This window comes from Lysobacter spongiicola DSM 21749, assembly GCF_900167055.1.
GTDB lineage: Bacteria > Pseudomonadota > Gammaproteobacteria > Xanthomonadales > Xanthomonadaceae > Novilysobacter > Novilysobacter spongiicola.
This window is the reverse complement of sequence record NZ_FUXP01000001.1, coordinates 400,420-420,776: the sequence shown is the minus strand read 5'-3', so window position 1 is coordinate 420,776 and position 20,357 is coordinate 400,420. Positions and strand designations below refer to the sequence as shown.

Sequence of the window (20,357 nt, the reverse complement as noted above, 5' to 3'; positions counted from 1 at the left end):
GGCTGCGATCCGGTCGGGGCACAATAGTGGCATGCCAGACAGCCAAGCCGATCCGCTGATCGTCGCGATCTCATCGCGCACCCTGTTCGACATGGAGGACAGCCATGCCCTGTTCGAACGGGAGGGGCTGGACGCCTATGCGGCGTACCAGCGCAGCCACGAGGACGACCTGCTGGAGCCGGGGGTCGCGTTCCCGCTGGTGCGCAAGTTGCTCGGGCTCAACGACGGCTCGCCTCCCGAGGCGCCCCGGGTCGAGGTGATCCTGATCTCCCGCAATTCGGCCGATACCGGCCTGCGCATCTTCAACTCGATCGCCCACCACGGCCTGTCGATCCGCCGTGCCGCCTTCAGCAATGGCGCGGCGCCGTTCCCCTATATCCGCCCGTTCGGCGCCGACCTGTTCCTGTCGACCCACGCATCGGACGTGCGCAACGCACTGGCGGCCGGCGTGGCCGCGGCGACCCTGCTGCCGGGCGCCAATCTGTCACGCACCTCGCCGCATCCGCCGGACCAGTTGCGCATCGCCTTCGACGGGGATGCGGTGATCTTCGGGGATGAGAGCGAACGGGTGTCACGCGAAGGCGGGCTGGCGGCTTTTGCGCAACACGAGCTGAGCCATGCCGGAGAGCCGTTGTCGGGCGGGCCCTTCCGCGGCTTCCTCGACGCGCTGCATCGGCTGCAGGCGGCGTTCCCGACCGGCCAGGACGCGCCGATCCGGACTGCGCTGGTCACCGCACGGTCGATTCCCGCCCATGAGCGGGTGATCCGCACCTTGAGGGAGTGGGGCATTCGCCTGGACGAGGCGCTGTTCCTCGGAGGCCGCTCGAAAGGTCCGTTCCTGGAAGCCTTCGGGGCCGACATCTTCTTCGATGATTCCCAGCACAACATCGAGTCCGCACGCGGCCTGGTCACCGCCGGCCACGTGCCACACGGGGTGGCGAACCCCGAATAGCGCTCCCTGCAGCGGCGGGTCTCAACGTCCCAGCGGCAGGCGGATGTCGGTCAGCTTCCACTGCAGGCCGTACCGGGTCAGCACGAACTCGACAGGCTGGCCCTGCGCATCGGTGACGGTCGCGGTGAACCTGGAAGTCGACTCGAAACCGTACTCGGGTTCCGCCAGCGGATTGTCCGGCGGCGCGTGCTCATAGGTGTTGTCGGTCACGCCGCCGCCGGTGATGCGGTGCAATGCCGACCGTCCTTCCATCAGTGCCCCCAGGCCTGCCGGGGTCACGATGGTGTCGACCGCGCCACCGGCGACGCCGCTGGCCACGCGCAGGGCGAAGGCGCCCAGCAGGTTGGACTGGACATCGGTACCGGCCCGCCGCACCAGGAAGTCATCGACCTGCGCCTTGAGGTTGCGGCGCAATACCGGGAAGTCCACGTGGCGCGCCAACGCCGCGGTGTCCTGCGCCTCCACCGCGTTGCGGATGCCGTTGTAGGCCATGAACGGGCCGGCCGCCACGTAGCCCACCAGCAGCAGGAGGGCGAGGATGCACAGCGCGAGCAGCTTCTTCATCTCAGAACTCCAGGTCGAGCGATGCGCACAGGTAGTCGGTGAACGGTGCGAGCGCCTTGATGTCGGCTTCCAGCACCTTCAGCAGGCGGGGACCGGTAACCACCTCGTCGTCCAGCGCGCGCAGCGCCACCAGGTTCTTGCGCCGCAGGTCTTCGGCGAACTCGAAGTCGGCGGGGTAGCCGCGTGGCATGCGTACGAGCATTTCGCTGTCGTCCAGCCGGTAGCGGCGGCGGAAAGCGGGACCGTGCGCGGCCGTCTTCCAGTTGGCGGGGTTGTCGAGGATGAACTGCCGCACCCGGCGGAGGGTCTCGGTCCCCGGGTGCCACAGGCCGCTGCCGACGAAGCACCCGCCGGGGCGGATGTTGAGGTGGAACGAGGGCGCAACGACCTGGCGGCTGCGCTCGTGGAACAGTTTCGCGCCCTGCCAGCTCTTGTACGGCGACTTGTCGCTGGCGAAGCGGGTATCCCGGTTGACCCGGAACATCGAGCCGCCGACGGGACGGGGATCTGCCCGGTAGTGAGGGCTGACCTCCGCCAGCACCGGCTGCAGGTCGACGAGGAGGCGGCGGAACGGGCCACGCACGTGGTCCTCGTAGTCCTGCTTGTGCGCGTGGAACCATTCCCGGTTGTTGTTGCGGGCTACTGCGCGGAGGAACTTGAAGGTCGCGGCAGAGAAGTAGGTAGGCATGGGCCCATGTTATCCGCCGGTTCGGGAACAGGCTCCGAACCGGATGCTCACTGCGCCGGCAGGGCGTCCAGGCTGTCCTCGAGGTCCCGCCGCCACGCCTCGAGTGTCTCCAGCAGTGCGAGCCGGTCGGAATCGGCCGCGTGGGTGGCGCGCAGCGTGGCGAGTTCAGCGTCGAAGCGTTCGAAGTTGTACTCGCCCAGCCGGTTGTCACCCATCAGCCGCTCGCGGCGGTAGGCATCCCAGCGCAGACGCTCATCCAGCGTCAGGGTCAGTGGATGGTTGCGGGCGCGGTAGCGGAACAGCAGCTCGGGCAGGCGCGGATCGCGGAACGGGAAGTCCTGCCGGCCCAGTGCTTCGGGCGGGGTGCTGCGCACCTGCGGGAACAGCCGCTTGTCGCCCTCGCCGATGAACCCGTCGTAGAGGCCCGCATCGACATCGGACGGGCCATGCTGGCGTTCCCGGGAGAACACCTGGCGGATCTTGGCTGCCAGGGCCGGGCCCGCTGCTCGGATGCGTTCGGCGCGCTCCAGGGCCTGCGCCGGGTCGATGCAGAGCCGCTCCAGGTCCGCCGGGCGCAGGTGGTCCCACGCGGCGATGGCCGGGCATCTGTTGAGGTGGATCTCCTTGAGGCCGATGCGCTCCGCCCCTTCGGGCAGGTCGGCGCTGCGCACGTACAGCCGCGCGGCGATCGCTTCGGCATCCAGCGCCAGCAGGTTCGCCGGATCCTGCCCCAGGTCGAACACCAGCACGCGGTTGTCGATGTGCGGGTGGCGGGCCAGCGGTATCACCGGCGCCGCGCAGAGCCGGCTCGCCGGGAAGCGCTGGGACACATGCACCACCGGCGTCATGGCCACCACGTCCAGCAGTGCCGCGGCGCGCCGCTTGTCCCGCAACTGCAGTGCGTAATCCCACAGCCGGGGTTGGGCATCCTTGAGCTTCCGCGCCAGCGCGATCAGTGCGCGGACGTCGGAGAGCGCTTCGTGGGCATCGCCGTCGCGGCACTGGTTGGCTTCCGCCAGGTTCTCGAGCTTGAACGAGGTGGAACCATCCTCGCGCTTCGGCCAGACCAGGCCTTCCGGGCGCAGCGCATGGGCGAAACGGAACACGTCCAGCAGGTCCCAGCGGGAGTTTCCGCCGCGCCACTCGCGCTCATAGGGATCGTAGAAGTTGCGGAACAAGCCGTGGCGGATGAACTCGTCATCGAAACGCAGCGAGTTGTATCCGAGGCTGCAGGTTTCCGGGCGGGACATCTCCTCGAAGATCAGCCCCATCGCCGCGGCTTCGGTCATGCCATCCCGCTCGGCCTGCTGCGGGGTGATGCCGGTGACCAGGGTGGCGCCGGGCGAAGGCAGCAGGTCGTCAGCCGGCTTGACGAAGATGCTGATCGGCTCCTCGACCTGGCGCAGCTCGCTGTCTGTGCGGATGGCGGCGAACTGGGCGATGCGCGTGGTGCGCGGATCGGAGCCGAAGGTTTCCAGGTCGTAGAACAGGAAGCTGGCGGGCATTGCACCTTCTCTGGAGCAGGGGGCATTTTTGTAGGAGCGGCTTCAGCCGCGATCGGAACCCGCGCAGGCATCCGGTTCCATGATCGCGGCTGAAGCCGCTCCTACAGAAGCATCAGGAGGCATCAGGAGGCATCAGGAGGCATCAGGAAGCATCAGGAAGCATCAGGAAGCATCAGGAGGCGTCGGCGGGAAGCGGCGAAAGTCGCTCGTTCACGGCGGCGTCGACCGCGTCCCAATCGAGCGTATCCAGGCTTTCATGGCCGCGGGTCAGCTCGACCAGCAACTCCCGCTGCATGTTCCCGCGCAGCAGGGCGACCGAGTAGGGGATGTGGCGGAAGCTCACCATCGCGTAGCGGGGCACGAAACGCTCCGGGTGGCGCTCGGCCAGCCGCAGTTCCAATGCCCGCTGCAACAGGTAGTCGTCGTCATCCACCCGGTCGCGCATCTCCAGGTAGTTCTCCAGCGCCATGTGCTGGATCGCGCGGGCATTGGGCAGGCGCTCCCGCTGGAAAGCCGAGAAGGCCTCCGCCCGGTCCGGGGACCGCTCGAGGTGGCGGGCGAGGGCGACGCAGTCCTCGAACGCGCAGTTCATGCCCTGGCCGTGGAACGGTACCATCGCGTGCGCGGCGTCGCCGAGCAGGACCGCGCGCTCGTCCAGGTGCCAGTGCTCCAGGTAGAGCGTGCCCAGCACGCCGGTCGGGTTGGTGTCGAAGTCCCGTTCCAGGTGGGGGATAAGGCGGGAGGCGTCCGGGAACTGGCGGTCGAACAGGGCACGTGCGTCGGCCCCGGTCTGGACCGTGTCGAACCCCGGTACGTCGTTCTCGAGATCCGCCTCGTTGGGCAGGAACAGGGTGACGGTGAAGGTCGACTCATCGTTGGGCAGCGCAATGCACATGTACCGGCCCCGCGGCCAGATGTGCAGGGCATTGGGCTCGATGAGGAATCCGCCATCGGAAGCCGGTGGGATCTCCAGCTCCTTGTACGCGTGGTTGAGGAACTTGCTGCGTTCGCCTAGATCGGTGCTGGCGGACATGGCCTTGCGCAGTGCCGAACCGGCACCATCGGCGCCCACCAGCGTCCGGAACGCCATTTCGGTGACCGCGCCTCCGCTGGCGTCGTCAGCGAATCGCGCAGTGCGTGTGTCGAAATCGGCACCGACCAGGCGCTGGTTGAAATGCAGCCGGGCACCGGCGGCCTCGGCGATGTCCAGCAACACCTGGTTGAGCTCGCCCCGATGCACCGACCAGATGACTTCGCTGTCGTCCCTCCCGTAGCGTTGCAGGTCGGTGCGGCCGTCCCGGAAATGCACCATGCGGCCGCGCATCATGACCGCCTGCGCCATCACGGCGTCGTCGGCGCCGGCCTGGCGCAGCGCATTTCGGCCGCGCTCGGCAAGGGCGAGGTTGATCGACCTGCCGCGCTCGTAGCCGAGCAGGCGCGGGTCGCCGCGCATCTCATGCACGTCCACTTCCCAGCCGCGCTGCGCCAGCAGCGTTGCCAGCAGGGCGCCGGCCAGTCCCGCGCCGATGATGGTGATGTGCTTGTCGGTGTGCTGGGTCAAAGTCGCGTGTCCTTGGCCGTAGCCTGCTCCGGAAGCCGCATCATGCCCCGGAACGTCCCTGCCATGACTGTACCGCCTGGGCGAACCGGAACACATCCTCGTGGGTGTTGTACAAGGGCGCCGGGGAGATACGGATCACGTCGGGCTCGCGCCAGTCGCCCAGCACGCCGTTGGCGGCGAGATCGTCGAACAGTGCCCGCCCACGTTCGCGTCCGCCGACGACCCGGAGCGAGAGTTGGCAGCCCCGGCTGGCGGGATCGGCCGGGGTCAGCACCTGCAGCACGTCCGCCAGGTGGCCGGTGATCAATGATTCGAGGTAACCGGTCAGCCGGAGCGACTTGGCCCGCAGCGCCGGCATGCCGACCCGGTCGAACAGGTCCAGCGACGCCCGCAGCGGGGCCAACCCGAGGATCGGCGGGTTGCTCAGCTGCCATCCTTCCGCGCCCGGCGTGGGCCTGAAGTGCGGACCCATCTGGAAGCGCGTCTGCGCCTCGTGGCCCCACCAGCCGGCAAAGCGCGGCCGGTCGGTCTGCGCATGGCGCGCGTGCACGAAGCAGCCGGCCACCGCGCCCGGGCCACTGTTGAGGTACTTGTAATGGCACCAGACGGCGAAGTCGGCGCCGCTGTCATGCAGGTGCAGCTCGGTGTTGCCCACCGCATGCGCCAGGTCCAGCCCGCACACTGCCCCCTGCGCATGCGCCAGCCGGGTGATCTCGCGCAGGTCGAAAGCCTGGCCTGTGCGGTACTGCACGCCGGGCCACAGCACCAGCGCGAGGCGTGGACCGTGCTCGGCGATGGCCCGCTCGATCGCCTGCATCGAGATCGTGCCGCCCGGCTCGTCGGGCTGTACCTCGACCAGGTCGGTCGCGGGATCGAATCCGTGGAAGCGGATCTGCGACTCGACGGCGTAGCGGTCGGACGGAAACGAGCCGGCCTCGACCAGGATCGCCGGACGCTCGGACGTGGGCCGGTAGAAGCCGACCATCATCAGGTGCAGGTTGGCGGTCAACGAATTCATCGCGACCACTTCCGCGGGCTCGGCACCGACCAGCCGCGCGAGCGGCTCGCGCATCAGCTCGTGGTAGCTCATCCACTGCGAGTGGCCACGGAAATGTCCCTCCACCGCCTCCATCGACCACTTGTCCAGCACGTCCTCGACCTGCGCGCGGGTGCCCCTGGGTTGGAGCCCCAGCGAGTTGCCGACGAAGTACGCCTGCTCGCCGTCGCCGAAGCGGGGCACGTGGAACTCGTCGCGCAGGGTGGGCAGCGGGTCGGCTGCGTCGAGCGAGCGGGCATGGTCGAGCGAGAACGTATCGGTCACGTAGTGGGTGTCCTGTGGGTCAGGTGAAGCGGGATTCGGGCAGGCCGAGCCATTCCAGCGCGGTGCCGTGGTAGAGCCGGGCGCGCGCGGTGTCGTCCAGGTCGAGCGCGGCGATGCCGGCCCCGGGCTCCTGCTCGCCGAGCGGGAAGGGATAGTCGGTTCCGAGCATCACCCGGTCGACGCCGCAGGTGTCTAGCAGGTAGCGCAGCGCGGCCGGATCGGCCACCCAGGAGTCGAAGTACAGGCGCGACAGGTACTCGCGCGGGTTGCGCGGATTGTCGGTGGCGACCAGGTCGGGGCGCATGTTGAAGCCGTGTTCGATGCGGCCGATGGTGTACGGGAAGCTGCCGCCGCCGTGGGCGAGGCAGATCTTCAGCTTCGGCAGCCGCTCCAGCACGCCGCCGAAGATCAGGCTGCAGGCGGCGCGCGACTGCTCGGCGGGCATGCCGACCAGCCACGGCAGCCAGTACTTGGTCATGGTGTCGCTGCCCATCATGTCCCAGGGGTGCACGAGGATGGCGGCGCCCAGTTCGCTGGCGGCCTGGAAGAACTCGAACAGCTCGGGTGCATCCAGGTTCCAGTCGCCGACATGGCTGCCGATCTGCACGCCCTGCAGGCCCAACTGGTCCATGCACCTTTCCAGCTCCTGCACCGCCAGGCGCGGCGATTGCAGTGGCACCGTGCCGATGCCGGCGTAGTGGCGCGGATTGTCGCGGCAGGCGCGGGCCATGTGGTCGTTGAGCGCCTGGTGCAGCTCCAGCGCGTGGTGCGGCCGTGCCCAGTAGCAGAACATCACCGGCACCGTGCTCAGCACCTGTACCTGCACGCCGTAGCGCGCGTAGTCGTCGATGCGCTCATGCGCGTCCCAGGTCTTGGACCAGATCTCGCGGAAGAACTTGCCGTCCTTGTAGATGCGGTGCCTGCCATCCTCCGTGTGGTGGATCACCGGGAAGCGGTTCTCGCCGTACTTGCGCGCCAGGTCCGGCCAGTCGCGCGGCAGGTAGTGGGCGTGGGTGTCGATCTTGAGCATCTTCGCCTCAGGTATCCGGCATGACGTACTTGTCGGGCGCGGGGTTCAGGTGTCCGCAGTTGTCGCAGGTGCGGTGTTCCGTGGATGCATAGAAGCGATCGAATACGGGCGGGAAGTCCTGCTCGATGTCCTGCAGGTGGAAGTACTCCTCGTACAGCTTGTGGTTGCAGCGCTCGCAGAACCACATCAGTCCATCGTCCTCGTGCGCCAGGCGCCGGCGTTCGATCACCAGCCCGACCGAGTCGGGCATGCGCTGCGGCGAATGCGGTACGCGCGGAGGCAGCAGGAAGGTCTCGCCGGCACGGATCGGGATGTCGCGCGGCGCGCCGTCCTCCTGGATGCGCAGCACCATCTCGCCCTCCAGCTGGTAGAACCACTCCGCGCCTTCATCGAAGTGGTAGTCGGTGCGCACGTTGGGCCCGCCGACCACCATCACGATGAAGTCGCCGTCGTACACCACCTTGTTGCCGACCGGCGGCTTGAGCAGGTGGCGGTGCTCCTCGATCCAGGCTTGCAGGTTGATCGGGTCGGGCAGAGGCATTGGCGATCTCCTGTAGGAGCGGCTTCAGCCGCGATCGTGAAATCGAACGGAGGGTGTTGATCCGGTCGCGGCTGAAGCCGCTCCTACAACGGTTTCATTTCATTCGTGGATGGCAGCGGTGCATTTGAGTTCGATGGCGATCGGCGTCGGCAGCGCGCTGATTCCGAGCGTCGTGCGGCAGGGCGCGCTCGCGGCATCGGGGAAATACTCGGCCCACACGGCGTTGTAGCGTTTGAAGTCGGCCGCCATGTCGGTGAGGTAGACGGTGACGTCCACGAGGTCCTCCCAGCGCGCACCACTGGCCTCCAGCACCGCCCGCACGTTGGCGAACACGGCGCGGGTCTGGGCATCGATGTCGTAGCTCACCAGATTGCCGTCGGCATCATGCACGTGGCCGACGATGGCATTGGTCTTCGGGTCGCGGGGGCCGATGCCCGAAAGCATCAGCAGGTTCCCCACGCGGCGTGCATGGGGGTAGTGGCCGACCGCAGCCGGCGCACCGGGAGCCTGGATCGAGCCAGCCATCTCAGCGGTCCTCCTCGTCGGTGCGGATGCGGTCGAGTGCGTCCTGGTAGAGGTCGTTGAAGCCGTCGCTGGAATCCACGTCGATGCCCAGGTCGTGCACCCGCCCGTCGCGGAGGGTGTAGACCCAGCCGTGGACCGAAACCTCCTGGCCACGCGTCCAGGCATCGCGTACGACGGTGGTGTGGCAGACATGGGCCACCTGCTCGAGCACGTTCAGCTCGCACAGGCGGTCATGGCGAAGCTCGTCGTCCCCGAAGGCCGCGAGCGCGCCGGCGTGTTTCTCCCGTACGTCCACGACATGGCGCACCCAGTTGTCGGCGAGCCCCAGCCGGGCACCGTGCAGGGCCGCATGCACGCCGCCGCAACCGTAGTGGCCCACGACCAGGATGTGCCGAACCTTCAGTACGTCGACGGCGAACTGGATCACCGACAGGCAGTTCAGGTCGGTATGCACCACCACGTTGGCGATGTTGCGGTGGACGAAGACCTCGCCGGGCGCCACGTCGATGATCTGGTTGGCCGGTACGCGGGAGTCCGAGCAACCGATCCAGAGGAACTCGGGTGCCTGCTGCCGGGACAGGCGCTCGAAAAAGCCCGGGTCCTCCGAACTGATCCGGTCGGCCCATTCACGGTTGTTGCGCAACAGGTCGCTGATGGTGCTCATGCAGTGCTTATTCCAGGTGCAGCCCGACATTGCGGGGTTCGGTGAAGAATCGCATGGCTTCGAAGCCGCCTTCGCGGCCCATGCCGGATGCGCCGCTGCCGCCGAAGGGCGTGCGCAGGTCGCGCTGCAGCCAGGTGTTGATCCAGACCATGCCGGCGCGCAGTTCGCTGGCCATGCGGTGGGCGCGGTCGAGATCGCGCGTCCAGATGGAAGCCGCCAGGCCGTACTCGCCTGCGTTGGCCAGCTCGAGGGCGTGGTCGTCGTCGTCGAATGGTTGCAGGGTGGCAACCGGCCCGAAGATCTCCTCGCGGTTGCTGGCGCAGTCCGGACCCAGTCCTTCGATCAGGGTGGGCGCGACGAACCAGCCGGGGCGGTCCAGCGCATTGCCGCCGCACAGGACGGTGCCGCCTTCCTCACGGGCCCGGGCCAGTGCGGCAACCACTTTGTCGAAGTGCGCCTGCGACACCAGCGGGCCGAGCCGGGTGTCCTCGTCGATCGGGTCGCCCACGCGCAGGGCGAGCGCGTGCTTGACGAGGGCGTCGCGGAATTCGGCGTAGATGCCTCGCTCCACCAGGATGCGCGAACCGCACAGGCAGATCTGCCCGGAGTTCTGGAAGACCGAGCGGACAATGGTGTCCATGTTTTCGCGCCAGCGGCTGTCGGCGAACACCAGCGTCGGGTTCTTGCCGCCCAGCTCGAGCGAGACCTTCTTGAGCAGGGGTGAGGCGATACCGGCGATGCGGCGCCCGACCGCGGTGCTGCCGGTGAAGGACACCGCCTTGACCCCGGGGTGCGCCACCAGCGGCTCGCCCACTTCCGGCCCCCGGCCGTGCACGATGTTGAGCACGCCCGGAGGCAGCGCGATCTCCGCGGCCAGCTCGCCCAGCATCGTCGCGGTGAGCGGGGTGATCTCAGAAGGCTTGGCGACCACCGTGTTGCCCGCGGCCAGTGCCGGCGCGATCTTCCAGGTCAACAGGTACAGCGGCAGGTTCCACGGCGAGATCGCCGCCACCACGCCCAGCGGCAGGCGCAGGGTGTAGTTGAGGCCGGCCTGGCCATGGTGCGACTCGCTGGCGAACTGCGTGGCGGCATGCGCGTAAAAGCGCAGGTTGCTGATGGCGCGTGGGATCTCGACATCGCGCGCCAGCCGGATCGGCTTGCCGCCATCACGGGACTCGGCGCTGGCGAACGCCTCCAGGCGGTCTTCCAGCGCGGAGGCCAGCTTCTCCAGCCACTGCGACCGCTCGGTATTCGGCAGCTTCGACCATTCGGGCAGCGCGGCCCGGGCAGCGGTGACGGCGGCATCCACATCGGCTGCGTCACCGGCAGCCACTTCGCCCACGCACCGTCCGGTGGCCGGGTCCCACACCTCGAGCCAGCGGCCGTTGGACGCCTCTCGTGCTTTGCCGTCGATCCAGTGGGTCAGGCGCATCCGGCTAGCTTATCGCAGCATCGAGCGACGGGAGCTCCACGACTGCTTCACTTCCCCGGGGGGTGGGACCTGTCAGAGCGACCGGGTGCGACCACCGTCGACAGGCAGGTTCACCCCGGTGATGTAGGCGGCTGCCGGGGAGCACAGGAACGCGATCGCGTCCGCAGTTTCCTCGGGCTTGGCGAACCGGCCCATGGGAATTTCGGCGACCATCGTGGCGAAGACATCCTCGCGGCTACGGCCGGTCTTGCCGGCAGTGGTATCGATGATCTGTTCGATCCGCGGAGTCTCGGTCGAGCCCGGGAGCACGTTGTTCACGGTGATGCCCTTCGGCGCCAGCTCGGTGGCCAAAGTCTTTGCCCAGCTGGCGACCGCCCAACGGGTGGTGTTCGAGACGCCGAGGCCCTTGATCGGCTCCTTCACCGAAGTCGAGATGACGTTGACGATGCGGCCGTAACCATCGCGTTCCATGCCAGGTATGACGGCCTCGGCCAGCACATGGTTGGCCAACAGGTGCTGCCGGTAAGCGGCTTCGAACGCGGCGACATCGGTGCCATGGATCGTGCCCGGCGGGGGGCCACCGCTGTTGTTCACCAGGATGTGCACTGGCTTGCCGGCCACCAGCGCCTCCACCTGTGCCCGCAGCCGCTCGGTGTCGGCGGCGTCGGCGGAGATCCAGCCGTGCGCCTGGCCCGAAGAGGCGGGCAGGGCCGCTGCCAGTTCGCGCAGGCGCTCCTCGCGCCGCGCCAGCAGGGTCACGTCGGCGCCCAGGTCCGCCAATGCGCGCGCGGTCGCGAGGCCGATGCCCTGGCTGGCGCCGCAGACGAGCGCGTGCCGGCCCTTGAGGTTCAGATCCATGGGGTTCTCCGTCAGTCTTCGCGCCAACGCGCTGGTCCGCCCGATGTTGCCACCAAACGGCGACCGGTCGCGATGCGACGAAGGTGGATCAGTGCCAGCGCGGGAGCTTCTGGACCATGTGGTCGCGGAGTTGCTCGTCGCTCCCGCTGGGAGGGACCAGCTCGGAGAGCTCGAAGCCGCGGGCGGCGGCGTCTTCTTCATCCATGCCATCGAGGGCGGAGAACTCGGCGTCCATCAGCGCGGCACGCGCGCTGTCCTCGCTGTCGTAGGGCAGGGTGTTGCCGTCGCTGTCGAAGACCTCGGCGGTGCCGGCCTCCAGCAGCCTCAACCGGGCCCAGACGACGGTACGGCCGATGGTGGCCAGCCACCAGTGATCATTCGTAAGGTTCATCACACCACCAGGGACAACAGGTAGAGCAGCCCGGCACCGACCAGTCCGCCGATGATGGTCAGCAGCGAGATGCGTGCGGGGGTCGCGAGCCCGTCCAGGTTGCGGTCGCCGGCGGCGCGGTAGCCGCCGCGCAGCAGCCAGGCCCAGGCGGACGGACGCGCAAAGGCATTGCTGCCCAGGCTTGCCTCGAGGCCGGGGTGGCGATCGCGCACATGCACCAGCATCAATGGCCAGAAGATCACGAACGCGGTGGCGCCGGCGATGGCCAGGGCCAGGCAGAGCAGGGCGAAGAACAGGATCACGTAGGCGTTCCGTAGAGTTCCAGGGGGCCCATCAGTATTCGGCGTTGCCCGGGGCCCGCGGGTAGGGGATCGCGTCGCGGATGTTGGACAGTCCGCACACATAGACCACCAGCCGCTCGAACCCGAGGCCGAATCCGGCATGCGGTACCGAGCCGTAGCGGCGGAAGTCGCGGTACCACTGGTAGTGCTCCGGATCCAGCCCGAACTGCGCCATACGGGCATCCAGTACGTCCAGCCGCTCCTCGCGCTGGGCACCGCCGATGATCTCGCCGATTCCGGGGGCCAGCACGTCCATCGCCGCGACGGTCTTGCCGTCGTCGTTGAGGCGCATGTAGAACGCCTTGATGTGCTCGGGATAGTTGGTCACCACCACCGGCCGCCCGACGTGCTGTTCGGTCAGCCAGCGCTCGTGCTCGGTCTGCAGGTCCAAGCCCCATTCCACCGGGAAATCGAACTTGTGGCCGGACGCCTGCAGCAGCTTGATCGCATCGCCGTAGTCGATCTGCTCGAACGGCGCGTTGATGAACGATTCCAGCCGCGTGATCGCATCCTTCTGCACGCGCTCGGCGATGAACGCCATGTCGTCGCCCCGCTCGTCGAGCACGGCGCGGAACAGGTACTTGAGGAACTCCTCGGCGACCCGGGCGTTCTCCATCAGGTCGGCGAAGGCGATCTCCGGCTCCACCATCCAGAACTCCGCCAGGTGGCGGGTGGTATTGGAGTTCTCGGCGCGGAAGGTCGGGCCGAAGGTGTAGACCTTGCTCATCGCCAGGCAGTAGGCCTCGACATTGAGCTGCCCCGACACCGTGAGGAAGGTCTCCTTGCCGAAGAAGTCGCGGCTGAAGTCGACCTCGCCCTTGCCGTTGCGCGGCAGGTTGGCCATGTCCAGGGTGGAGACGCGAAACATCTGCCCGGCGCCCTCGGCATCGGACGTGGTCACGATCGGCGTGCTGATCCAGAAGTAGCCGTTTTCGTGGAAGAAGCGGTGCACCGCCATCGCCAGACAGTGGCGGATGCGGGTCACGGCGCCGAACAGGTTGGTCCTCGGGCGCAGGTGCGCGACCTCGCGCAGGAACTCCAGCGAATGCGGCTTGGGCTGGATCGGGTAGGTTTCCGGATCATCCACCCAGCCGACCACCTCGATCTGGCTGGCCTGCAGCTCGAAGCCCTGGCCCTTGCCCTGCGACTCGACCAGCTCGCCGGTGGCGATCACCGAACAGCCGGCACTCAGGTGCTTCACCTCGGATTCGTAGTTCGGCAGGCTCGCCGGCGCCACCACCTGGATGGCGGCGAAGCAGGAGCCGTCGCTGACGTTGACGAAGCTCAGGCCTGCCTTGGAATCGCGCCGGGTCCGGACCCAGCCGCGCACGGTGACTTCGCCGCCGACGGGCATCTTGCCCCCCAGCGCATGCTGCACGCTCGTGGTCGTCATGGGCTGAGCACCGTCATGCCTTGAATCCTCGCCTGTCCGGCTAGATATGGAGAGTCCGGGAGTTTACCGGAGCCATTCACGCCGCGTCGCTATAATCGACGCCGGCAATGGCCGGGCGCCATTCCAGTGCCAGCCGTCGAAATGCAGGAGTAGCCGAATGTCCGTCAGCCTCACCCCCGCCGCGCTCGCCCGCGTGCAGCGCTACCTCTCCGAGACCCCGGACGCGATCGGCCTGCGCTTCGGCGTGACCAGGACCGGTTGTTCGGGCTGGCAGCACACCGCGGACCTGGCGAAGGAAGAGCGCGCCGGCGATACCGTGTTCGAGCAGGACGGGGTGCGGATCTACGTGGACATGTTGAGCCTGCCGCAGGTCGACGGCACCACGATCGACCTGGTCAAGCAGCGGTTGGGCGAGCAGTTCCTGTTCCGCAACCCCAACGCCAGCGCCGAATGCGGCTGCGGGGAGAGCTTCACCACCGACGCCGACGCGGCCTGAACCGGGCCGCGGTTCCCGGGAGGGCCTGCGGTGCCGATATCCCTGTCCCACGGGGACTTCCTTCGGTCGTAGGAGCGGCTTCAGCCGCGATCAGGAACCGGCGCGGGCGATCCACTATCCGATCGCGGCTGAAGCCGCTCCTACAGGGGGCGGCTGTATTGCCGGGCGCCTGCGCGTCGACGCTGGCTCCCCGCCCCCGAACCTGCCATAATGCGCGGCTTCCTCCGGCCCGGCCGGGGAAACCTTGCCCCACCTGCACGCGCGGATTTCGCCGGCTGGGGGGCTGACCCGGCCAGAAGGCCGATATCCACAAGGAAAACACCATGCGTCATTACGAAGTCGTGTTCCTGGTCCACCCGGACCAGAGCGAGCAGGTGCCGGCCATGATCGAGCGCTACAAGGGCTTGATCGAGGGCGGCGAGGGCAAGATCCACCGTCTCGAGGATTGGGGCCGTCGCCAGCTGGCCTACCCGATCGAGAACCTGGTCAAGGCCCACTACGTCCTGCTCAACATCGAGTGCAACCAGGAAGTGCTGAACGAGCTGGTCGACGGTTTCCGCTTCAACGACGCCGTGCTGCGCCACCTCGTCATGAAGCGTGACGAGGCCGACACCGAGCAGTCGCTGATCATGAAGTTCAAGGACGAGAAGAGCGACAAGCCGGACCGTGGCGACCGCGGCGAGCGCCGTCGTCGTGACGACGACAGCAACGAGGGCGAGGGCGACAAGTCCGAAGCCGCATCGGACGAGAAGTCCGACGACAACGCCGAAACGGCCTGATCACGCCTTCCAGGAGCACGCACATGTCCAAATTCTTCCGTCGTCGCAAGTTCTGCAAGTTCACCGCCGAGGGTGTCAAGGAGATCGATTACAAGGATCTCAACACCCTGCGCCAGTACCTCACCGAGACCGGCAAGATCGTTCCCAGCCGCGTCACCGGCACCAAGTCGAAGTACCAGCGCCAGCTGGCCACGGCCGTCAAGCGCGCCCGTTTCCTGGCGCTGATCCCGTACACCGACAACCACAACGCCTGATCGGCCTCCCGGTCATTCGGACAGCCATCGCTGCGGGGCCGCGGCCCCGCTAACGAATACGGAGCAACACCATGCAACTGATCCTCCTGCAGAACGTGCAGAACCTCGGCAAGCTGGGCGACAAGGTCGACGTCAAGCCGGGCTACGGCCGCAACTACCTGGTGCCGCAGGGCAAGGCCACGCCGGCGACCGAGGCCAACCTGGCCGAGTTCGAAGCGCGCCGCGCCGAGTACGAAGCCAAGGCCAAGGCGCTGCACGACGAAGCCGAAGCCCGCCAGGCCAAGCTGGCCGACGTGTCCATCACGATCCGCGCCAACGCCGCCACCGAGGGCAAGCTGTACGGCTCGATCACCACCCGCGACATCGCCGAGGAGCTGACCAAGAACGGCTACCCCGTCGAGAAGTCCGAGGTGATCATGGGTGAGGGCGCAATCCGCCGCACCGGTGAGTACGAGGTGGTCATCCACCTGCACGCCGACATTGAAGCCACCGTCAAGGTGGTGGTCGAGGGCGAAGTGGTCTGATCGTCGCCGACGACCGATCGACCCGAAGGGCGCCGAAAGGCGCCCTTCGTATTTTCGCAGGTGCCGATGTTGTACCGATTGTTGTAGGAGCGGCTTCAGCCGCGATCGAGAGCAGGCGAAGGTGCACGGTTGCAGATCGCGGCTGAAGCCGCTCCTACAAAGGCCGCTCCCATCAACGGTTACCTACAGGCGCGCACATCGGCCTGCGTCGCATCGGCTGAGACGTTCCCATGCCACAAGGGCGGGGCGGCCCGAGCGGTGGTTTTATACCGTGATATCCACAGACTTATCTGCAACGGTCCGGGGCCGCAGGCCCTAGGATGCTTCTTCGGCCGCCGCCCCGGCATGGCGGCCTCTGCCAGGACACCATCCCTTGATGAGCGCACGACCCGGTTTCCGCGGCGAACACCGCGACTCCCGTTTCGAAACCCGCGCCGAGCAGCGCGTCGACCAGTTGCGGGTGCCCCCGCAATCGATCGAGGCCGAGCAGGCGGTGCTGGGCGGGCTGATGCTCGCGCCCGACGCCTACGACATGGTCGGCGACAGCATCACCGAACGGGACTTCTACCGGCGCGACCACCAGTTGATCTTCCGGGCCATCCGGGAACTGGCGGAGAAGAACAAGCCGTTCGATGCAGTGACCCTGGGCGAATGGTTCGAGTCCATGGGCGAATCCGAGCAGGTCGCCGGCGGCGCGTACCTGATCGAACTCGCCAGCACCACGCCCTCGGCGGCCAATATCAAGGCCTACGCGGAGATCGTGCGCGACAAGGCGGTCCTGCGGCAGCTGATCGAGGTCGGTACCGGCATCGTCAACGACGGCTTCCAGCCGGACGGCCGCGAGAGCAGCGAGATCCTGTCCAAGGCCGAGCAGGAGGTGTTTGCCATCGCCGAGGCCGGCGCGAAGGGTCGGACCGACTTCACCGCGATCAACACGGCACTTTCCGAAGCTTTCGACGTCCTGCAGACGCGCTACGCCGCGGGCGGTACCGTCACCGGCCTGCCGACCGGCTATACCGAGTTCGACGAGATGACCGCCGGCCTGCAGCCCACCGACCTGCTGATCCTGGCCGCGCGTCCGGCGATGGGCAAGACCACGCTCGCGCTCAACATGGCAGAGCACGCTGCCATCCGCACCAAGAAGGCGGTGGCGGTGTTCTCGATGGAAATGTCGGCCAGCCAGCTCGCGCTGCGCCTGATTTCCTCCAACGGACGAGTCAACGCGCAGCGCCTGCGCAGCGGCCAGCTGGAGGACGAGGACTGGAGCCGCGTGACCAGTGCGATCCGGATGCTGAAGGAAGCCAAGATCTTCATTGACGACACCCCCGGCCTGTCGCCCGACGTGTTGCGTGCGAAGGCGCGCCGCCTCAAGCGCGAGCACGACCTGGGCCTGGTGGTGGTGGACTACCTGCAGTTGATGGCGGTGCCGGGCAACACCGAAAACCGCGCCACCGAGATCTCGGAGATATCGCGCTCGCTCAAGCACCTGGCCAAGGAGCTCAACGTGCCGGTGATCGCGCTGTCGCAGCTCAACCGGTCGCTGGAAACCCGTGCCGACAAACGTCCGGTGATGGCCGACCTGCGCGAGTCCGGCGCCATTGAGCAGGATGCGGACGTCATCGTCTTCATCTATCGCGACGACTACTACAACAAGGAAAACTCCCCCGACAAGGGGCTCGCCGAGGTCATCATCGGCAAGCAGCGTAACGGCCCCACCGGCTCAATCAAGCTGAAGTTCTTCGGCGAATACACCCGTTTCGACAACCTCTCGCACGACTCGGTCGGCAGCTTCGAGTAAGGGCGGCGATGCGACGCGAGCCGGTCGATTCGGAGGCACTTGTGAGCGTGGGCTACGACCGGGACACGCGCGAACTCGAGATCGAATTCACCAGCGGCGCGGTCTACCGCTACCTCGACGTCCCCGAATCCGTGCACGTGGGGTTGATGACCGCCGCCTCCCATGGGGAGTTCTTCGCCCACCATATCCGCGACGCCGGCTTCGACTTCCACCAGCTCCACTAGTATCCCTCCATGGCCCGACCCACCTCCGCCGTCATCCACCTCGATGCGCTGCGCCACAACCTGGCGCAGGTCCGAAAGCGTGCCCCGGGCAGCCGTGTCATGGCGGTGGTGAAGGCGGATGGATACGGACATGGGCTGGAACGGGTGGCGCGGGCCATGGGCGGGGCCGATGCCTTTGGCGTGGCGGCGCTTTCGGACGCCGAGCGCCTCCGTGCCGTGGGTATCTCACAGCCCATCCTGCTGCTGTCGGGCTTCAATGAGCTTGCCGACATCGGGCGCATGCGCCAGTTGCACGTGGACTCGGCGATCCACCATGCCAGCCAGATCGAGATGCTCGAGCAGGCCGATTCCGGAGAGCCGCTGCGGTGCTGGCTGAAGGTCGACACCGGGATGCATCGCCTCGGGTTTCCACCCGGCGAGGTGGCCGCGGCCCATGCCCGCCTGTCGGCACTGCCGGGCGTGGTGGGGGAGATACGGCTGCTCCACCATTTCGCGAGTTCCGACGAGTTCGCGGATGCGCCTTCGGGCGGTGCGCAGACCCGCGAGCAACTGCGGATCTTCAATGAGGTCTGTGCCGGCCTGCCGTGCGAGCGCTCGATGGCCAACTCCGCGGCGATCCTGGGGTGGCCGGAGTCCCATGGCGAGTGGGTGCGGGCCGGCGGCGCCCTCTACGGCATGTCGGTGGTCGAGGGCCGGACCGGAGCCGACTTCGGGCTGCGGCCGGCGATGACCTTCTCGACGCGCCTGATCGCAGTCAACACGATCGCCAAGGGCGAGCGGATCGGCTACTCGGCCACCTGGGAATGCCCCGAGGACATGCCGGTCGGGGTCGCCGCCATCGGCTACGGCGATGGCTATCCACGTGCCGCGCCTCCCGGTACACCGGTAATGGTGGCGGGGCAGCGCGCGCAGATCGTGGGCCGGGTTTCGATGGACCTCATGACCATCGACCTGCGGGGAATCGCTGGTGGTGTCGTGGGGGCTCCGGTCACCCTGTGGGGGCCTGACCTGCCAGTCGAAAGTATCGCGTCGTGCGCGGGCACCATCAGCTACGAGTTGACCTGCTCGATCACGCGCAGGGTCCGCTTCCTCGAACGCTGATCCCCTGGACGGCGGTCTCCCCGCCAGAACCTGAACGGGGAGTTTGGGCCGTCACCCGCCTCATACGGGTCCATGCTTAGCTTGTGGCCTGCTATTCAGGCCCAAAGCCAACAGGAAGGACACACCATGAAGAACCCGACCAAGCTCGTACTTGCAGCCGCCATCATGGGCAGCACCCTGATCGCAGGTTGCGCCACCACCGGCGGCGGCTATTACGGCCAGCAGGACGCCTACAACGAACCCGATCCGAGCAACGACCGCACCAAGAAGGGAGCGCTCATCGGCGCGGCCGTCGGCGCGGTGGCCGGACTGCTGAGCGGTGACGACGCGACCGAGCGGCGCCAGCGCGCGCTGGTCGGCGTCGGTGTCGGCGGCCTGGCTGGCGGCGCCATCGGCAACTACCAGGATCGCCAGGAGCGTGAGCTGCGCGATCGCATGGCCGGTACCGGCGTCGACGTGGTCCGCCAGGGCGACAACATCACCCTGAACATGCCCGACAACATCACCTTCGGTTTCGACAGCTCCTCGCTGCAGTCGCAGTTCTATCCGGTGCTGGACAATGTCGCCGCGACCCTGGGCGAGTACAACCAGACGATCGTCGAGGTCGCGGGCCACACCGACAGCAAGGGCACCGACCAGTACAACCAGGCCTTGTCGGTCAGGCGTGCCGAGGCCGTTGGCAACTACCTGATGTCGAAGGGGCTGATGCGCGACCGCTTCATCATCACCGGGGCCGGCGAGAGCCGTCCGGTCGCCAGCAATGACACCGAGGCCGGCCGGGCCCAGAACCGCCGGGTCGAGATCACGCTGGTGCCGATCCGCTCCTGATCGAGGTACTGCCGCAAGAATAGACAACGGGCCCTTCGGGGCCCGTTTTTTTGTTGCCAGTTCCCGGGGCGCGCCCGCTACTCCGGGGGATGCTCGCCCTCCGGCCGGTTCCGGCCGAGACTGCGATCGATCAACTTGAGTGCCACCAGCACCAGCAGGGTCAGCGCGGTCGCTGCGGTGGCAAGCACGTAGTAGTTGAACCCCGCGGCGATGCCGATCACCGACACCATCAGCAGTGAGGCGGCGGTAGTGATGCCGTTGATGCTTCCCCGCTTCCCGAAGATCGCGCCGGCACCGATAAAGGCAACGCCCGCGATCACCGCCTCCACCAGGCGCAGGGGATCGAACCGGAGGTTCTCCGTCATCTGCTCGACGATGCCGGGATCCTCAAGCGCCAGCCGGCCGATGCCGACCAGCAGCGCGGCGGCACCGGCCACCAGCATGTGGGTACGGAAGCCCGCGGGTCGATTCTTGAGTTCGCGCTCCAGTCCGATTGCGCCGCCGAGCGCCATCGCGGTGGCGGTCGAAATGAGTACGCCAAGTTGTGATGTCCAATCCATTCGTGCACTTTGCTGCAGCGGACGTGC

General features: G+C 67.4%; 24 protein-coding genes. 9 read left to right on the top strand and 15 right to left on the bottom strand.

What is annotated here, in order from left to right; all coding sequences use genetic code 11:
* Positions 1-31 precede the first annotated feature (31 nt).
* Positions 32-952: a 5'-nucleotidase gene (locus tag B5D37_RS01980; RefSeq protein ID WP_078757010.1), complete on the top strand. Its 921-nt coding sequence runs from the start codon at positions 32-34 to the stop codon at positions 950-952.
* 21 nt (positions 953-973) lie between these two features.
* Here B5D37_RS01980 and B5D37_RS01975 read toward each other — a convergent pair whose 3' ends face one another.
* From B5D37_RS01975 to asnS, 14 genes are all read right to left on the bottom strand, one after another.
* Positions 974-1,516: a DUF2939 domain-containing protein gene (locus tag B5D37_RS01975; RefSeq protein ID WP_078757009.1), complete on the bottom strand. Its 543-nt coding sequence runs from the start codon at positions 1,514-1,516 to the stop codon at positions 974-976.
* Between the two features lies 1 nt (position 1,517).
* A complete protein-coding gene (locus B5D37_RS01970) occupies positions 1,518-2,204 on the bottom strand; it encodes a DUF2461 domain-containing protein (RefSeq protein ID WP_078757008.1) in 687 nt (228 codons plus the stop codon).
* Between the two features lie 47 nt (positions 2,205-2,251).
* The gene (gene sbcB / locus B5D37_RS01965; RefSeq protein WP_078757007.1) at positions 2,252-3,709 is read right to left on the bottom strand and encodes an exodeoxyribonuclease I; all 1,458 of its coding nucleotides are present in this window, start codon (positions 3,707-3,709) and stop codon (positions 2,252-2,254) included.
* A 172-nt stretch (positions 3,710-3,881) separates the two neighbouring features.
* Entirely contained in the window at positions 3,882-5,270 is a 1,389-nt protein-coding gene (locus B5D37_RS01960) for an FAD-dependent oxidoreductase (protein ID WP_078757006.1), read from the bottom strand.
* A gap of 40 nt (positions 5,271-5,310) precedes the next feature.
* Positions 5,311-6,591 carry a kynureninase gene (kynU, locus tag B5D37_RS01955; protein ID WP_078757005.1) on the bottom strand — a complete coding sequence of 427 codons (1,281 nt, stop codon included), beginning with the start codon at positions 6,589-6,591 and terminating at the stop codon, positions 5,311-5,313.
* Positions 6,592-6,610: 19 nt separating this feature from the next.
* A complete protein-coding gene (locus B5D37_RS01950) occupies positions 6,611-7,621 on the bottom strand; it encodes an amidohydrolase family protein (RefSeq protein WP_078757004.1) in 1,011 nt (336 codons plus the stop codon).
* Positions 7,622-7,628: 7 nt separating this feature from the next.
* Positions 7,629-8,162, bottom strand: coding sequence for a 3-hydroxyanthranilate 3,4-dioxygenase (locus B5D37_RS01945; protein ID WP_078757003.1), 534 nt, complete (start codon positions 8,160-8,162; stop codon positions 7,629-7,631).
* A gap of 99 nt (positions 8,163-8,261) precedes the next feature.
* Positions 8,262-8,687: a RidA family protein gene (locus B5D37_RS01940; protein ID WP_078757002.1), complete on the bottom strand. Its 426-nt coding sequence runs from the start codon at positions 8,685-8,687 to the stop codon at positions 8,262-8,264.
* 1 nt (position 8,688) lies between these two features.
* Complete coding sequence (gene can / locus B5D37_RS01935; RefSeq protein WP_078757001.1) at positions 8,689-9,351, bottom strand: carbonate dehydratase; 663 nt, start codon at positions 9,349-9,351, stop codon at positions 8,689-8,691.
* A 7-nt stretch (positions 9,352-9,358) separates the two neighbouring features.
* Complete coding sequence (locus tag B5D37_RS01930) at positions 9,359-10,783, bottom strand: aldehyde dehydrogenase (protein ID WP_078757000.1); 1,425 nt, start codon at positions 10,781-10,783, stop codon at positions 9,359-9,361.
* A 72-nt stretch (positions 10,784-10,855) separates the two neighbouring features.
* Complete coding sequence (locus B5D37_RS01925; protein ID WP_078756999.1) at positions 10,856-11,641, bottom strand: SDR family oxidoreductase; 786 nt, start codon at positions 11,639-11,641, stop codon at positions 10,856-10,858.
* Between the two features lie 88 nt (positions 11,642-11,729).
* The gene (locus tag B5D37_RS01920) at positions 11,730-12,032 is read right to left on the bottom strand and encodes a hypothetical protein (RefSeq protein ID WP_078756998.1); all 303 of its coding nucleotides are present in this window, start codon (positions 12,030-12,032) and stop codon (positions 11,730-11,732) included.
* Complete coding sequence (locus tag B5D37_RS01915; RefSeq protein ID WP_078756997.1) at positions 12,032-12,334, bottom strand: hypothetical protein; 303 nt, start codon at positions 12,332-12,334, stop codon at positions 12,032-12,034. Before B5D37_RS01915 ends, B5D37_RS01920 begins: the two co-directional genes overlap by 1 nt.
* Before the next feature lie 31 nt (positions 12,335-12,365).
* Positions 12,366-13,766, bottom strand: a complete 1,401-nt coding sequence (gene asnS, locus B5D37_RS01910) for an asparagine--tRNA ligase (protein ID WP_078756996.1) — start codon at positions 13,764-13,766, stop codon at positions 12,366-12,368.
* Positions 13,767-13,923: 157 nt separating this feature from the next.
* Between asnS and B5D37_RS01905 the strand changes: the two genes are divergently transcribed.
* The 8 genes from B5D37_RS01905 (at position 13,924) to B5D37_RS01870 (ending at position 19,770) form a co-directional block, all read left to right on the top strand.
* Complete coding sequence (locus B5D37_RS01905) at positions 13,924-14,262, top strand: HesB/IscA family protein (protein ID WP_078756995.1); 339 nt, start codon at positions 13,924-13,926, stop codon at positions 14,260-14,262.
* A 323-nt stretch (positions 14,263-14,585) separates the two neighbouring features.
* Positions 14,586-15,041 carry a 30S ribosomal protein S6 gene (gene rpsF / locus B5D37_RS01900; RefSeq protein ID WP_078756994.1) on the top strand — a complete coding sequence of 152 codons (456 nt, stop codon included), beginning with the start codon at positions 14,586-14,588 and terminating at the stop codon, positions 15,039-15,041.
* A 23-nt stretch (positions 15,042-15,064) separates the two neighbouring features.
* Positions 15,065-15,295 (top strand): 30S ribosomal protein S18, encoded by a 231-nt coding sequence (gene rpsR, locus B5D37_RS01895; RefSeq protein WP_031372470.1) that lies wholly within the window; start codon positions 15,065-15,067, stop codon positions 15,293-15,295.
* 71 nt (positions 15,296-15,366) lie between these two features.
* Entirely contained in the window at positions 15,367-15,819 is a 453-nt protein-coding gene (rplI, locus tag B5D37_RS01890; RefSeq protein ID WP_078756993.1) for a 50S ribosomal protein L9, read from the top strand.
* Positions 15,820-16,195: 376 nt separating this feature from the next.
* On the top strand, positions 16,196-17,617 hold the full coding sequence (locus tag B5D37_RS01885) for a replicative DNA helicase (protein ID WP_078756992.1): 1,422 nt from the start codon (positions 16,196-16,198) through the stop codon (positions 17,615-17,617).
* An 8-nt stretch (positions 17,618-17,625) separates the two neighbouring features.
* On the top strand, positions 17,626-17,841 hold the full coding sequence (locus B5D37_RS01880; protein ID WP_078756991.1) for a KTSC domain-containing protein: 216 nt from the start codon (positions 17,626-17,628) through the stop codon (positions 17,839-17,841).
* Between the two features lie 9 nt (positions 17,842-17,850).
* On the top strand, positions 17,851-18,942 hold the full coding sequence (gene alr / locus B5D37_RS01875) for an alanine racemase (RefSeq protein ID WP_078756990.1): 1,092 nt from the start codon (positions 17,851-17,853) through the stop codon (positions 18,940-18,942).
* A 126-nt stretch (positions 18,943-19,068) separates the two neighbouring features.
* Positions 19,069-19,770, top strand: coding sequence for a YiaD family glycine zipper/OmpA-like lipoprotein (locus tag B5D37_RS01870; RefSeq protein WP_078756989.1), 702 nt, complete (start codon positions 19,069-19,071; stop codon positions 19,768-19,770).
* 77 nt (positions 19,771-19,847) lie between these two features.
* On the opposite strand, the gene B5D37_RS01865 is transcribed toward B5D37_RS01870, so the two are convergent.
* The gene (locus B5D37_RS01865) at positions 19,848-20,330 is read right to left on the bottom strand and encodes an MgtC/SapB family protein (RefSeq protein ID WP_078756988.1); all 483 of its coding nucleotides are present in this window, start codon (positions 20,328-20,330) and stop codon (positions 19,848-19,850) included.
* Between the last annotated feature and the right edge of the window lie 27 nt (positions 20,331-20,357).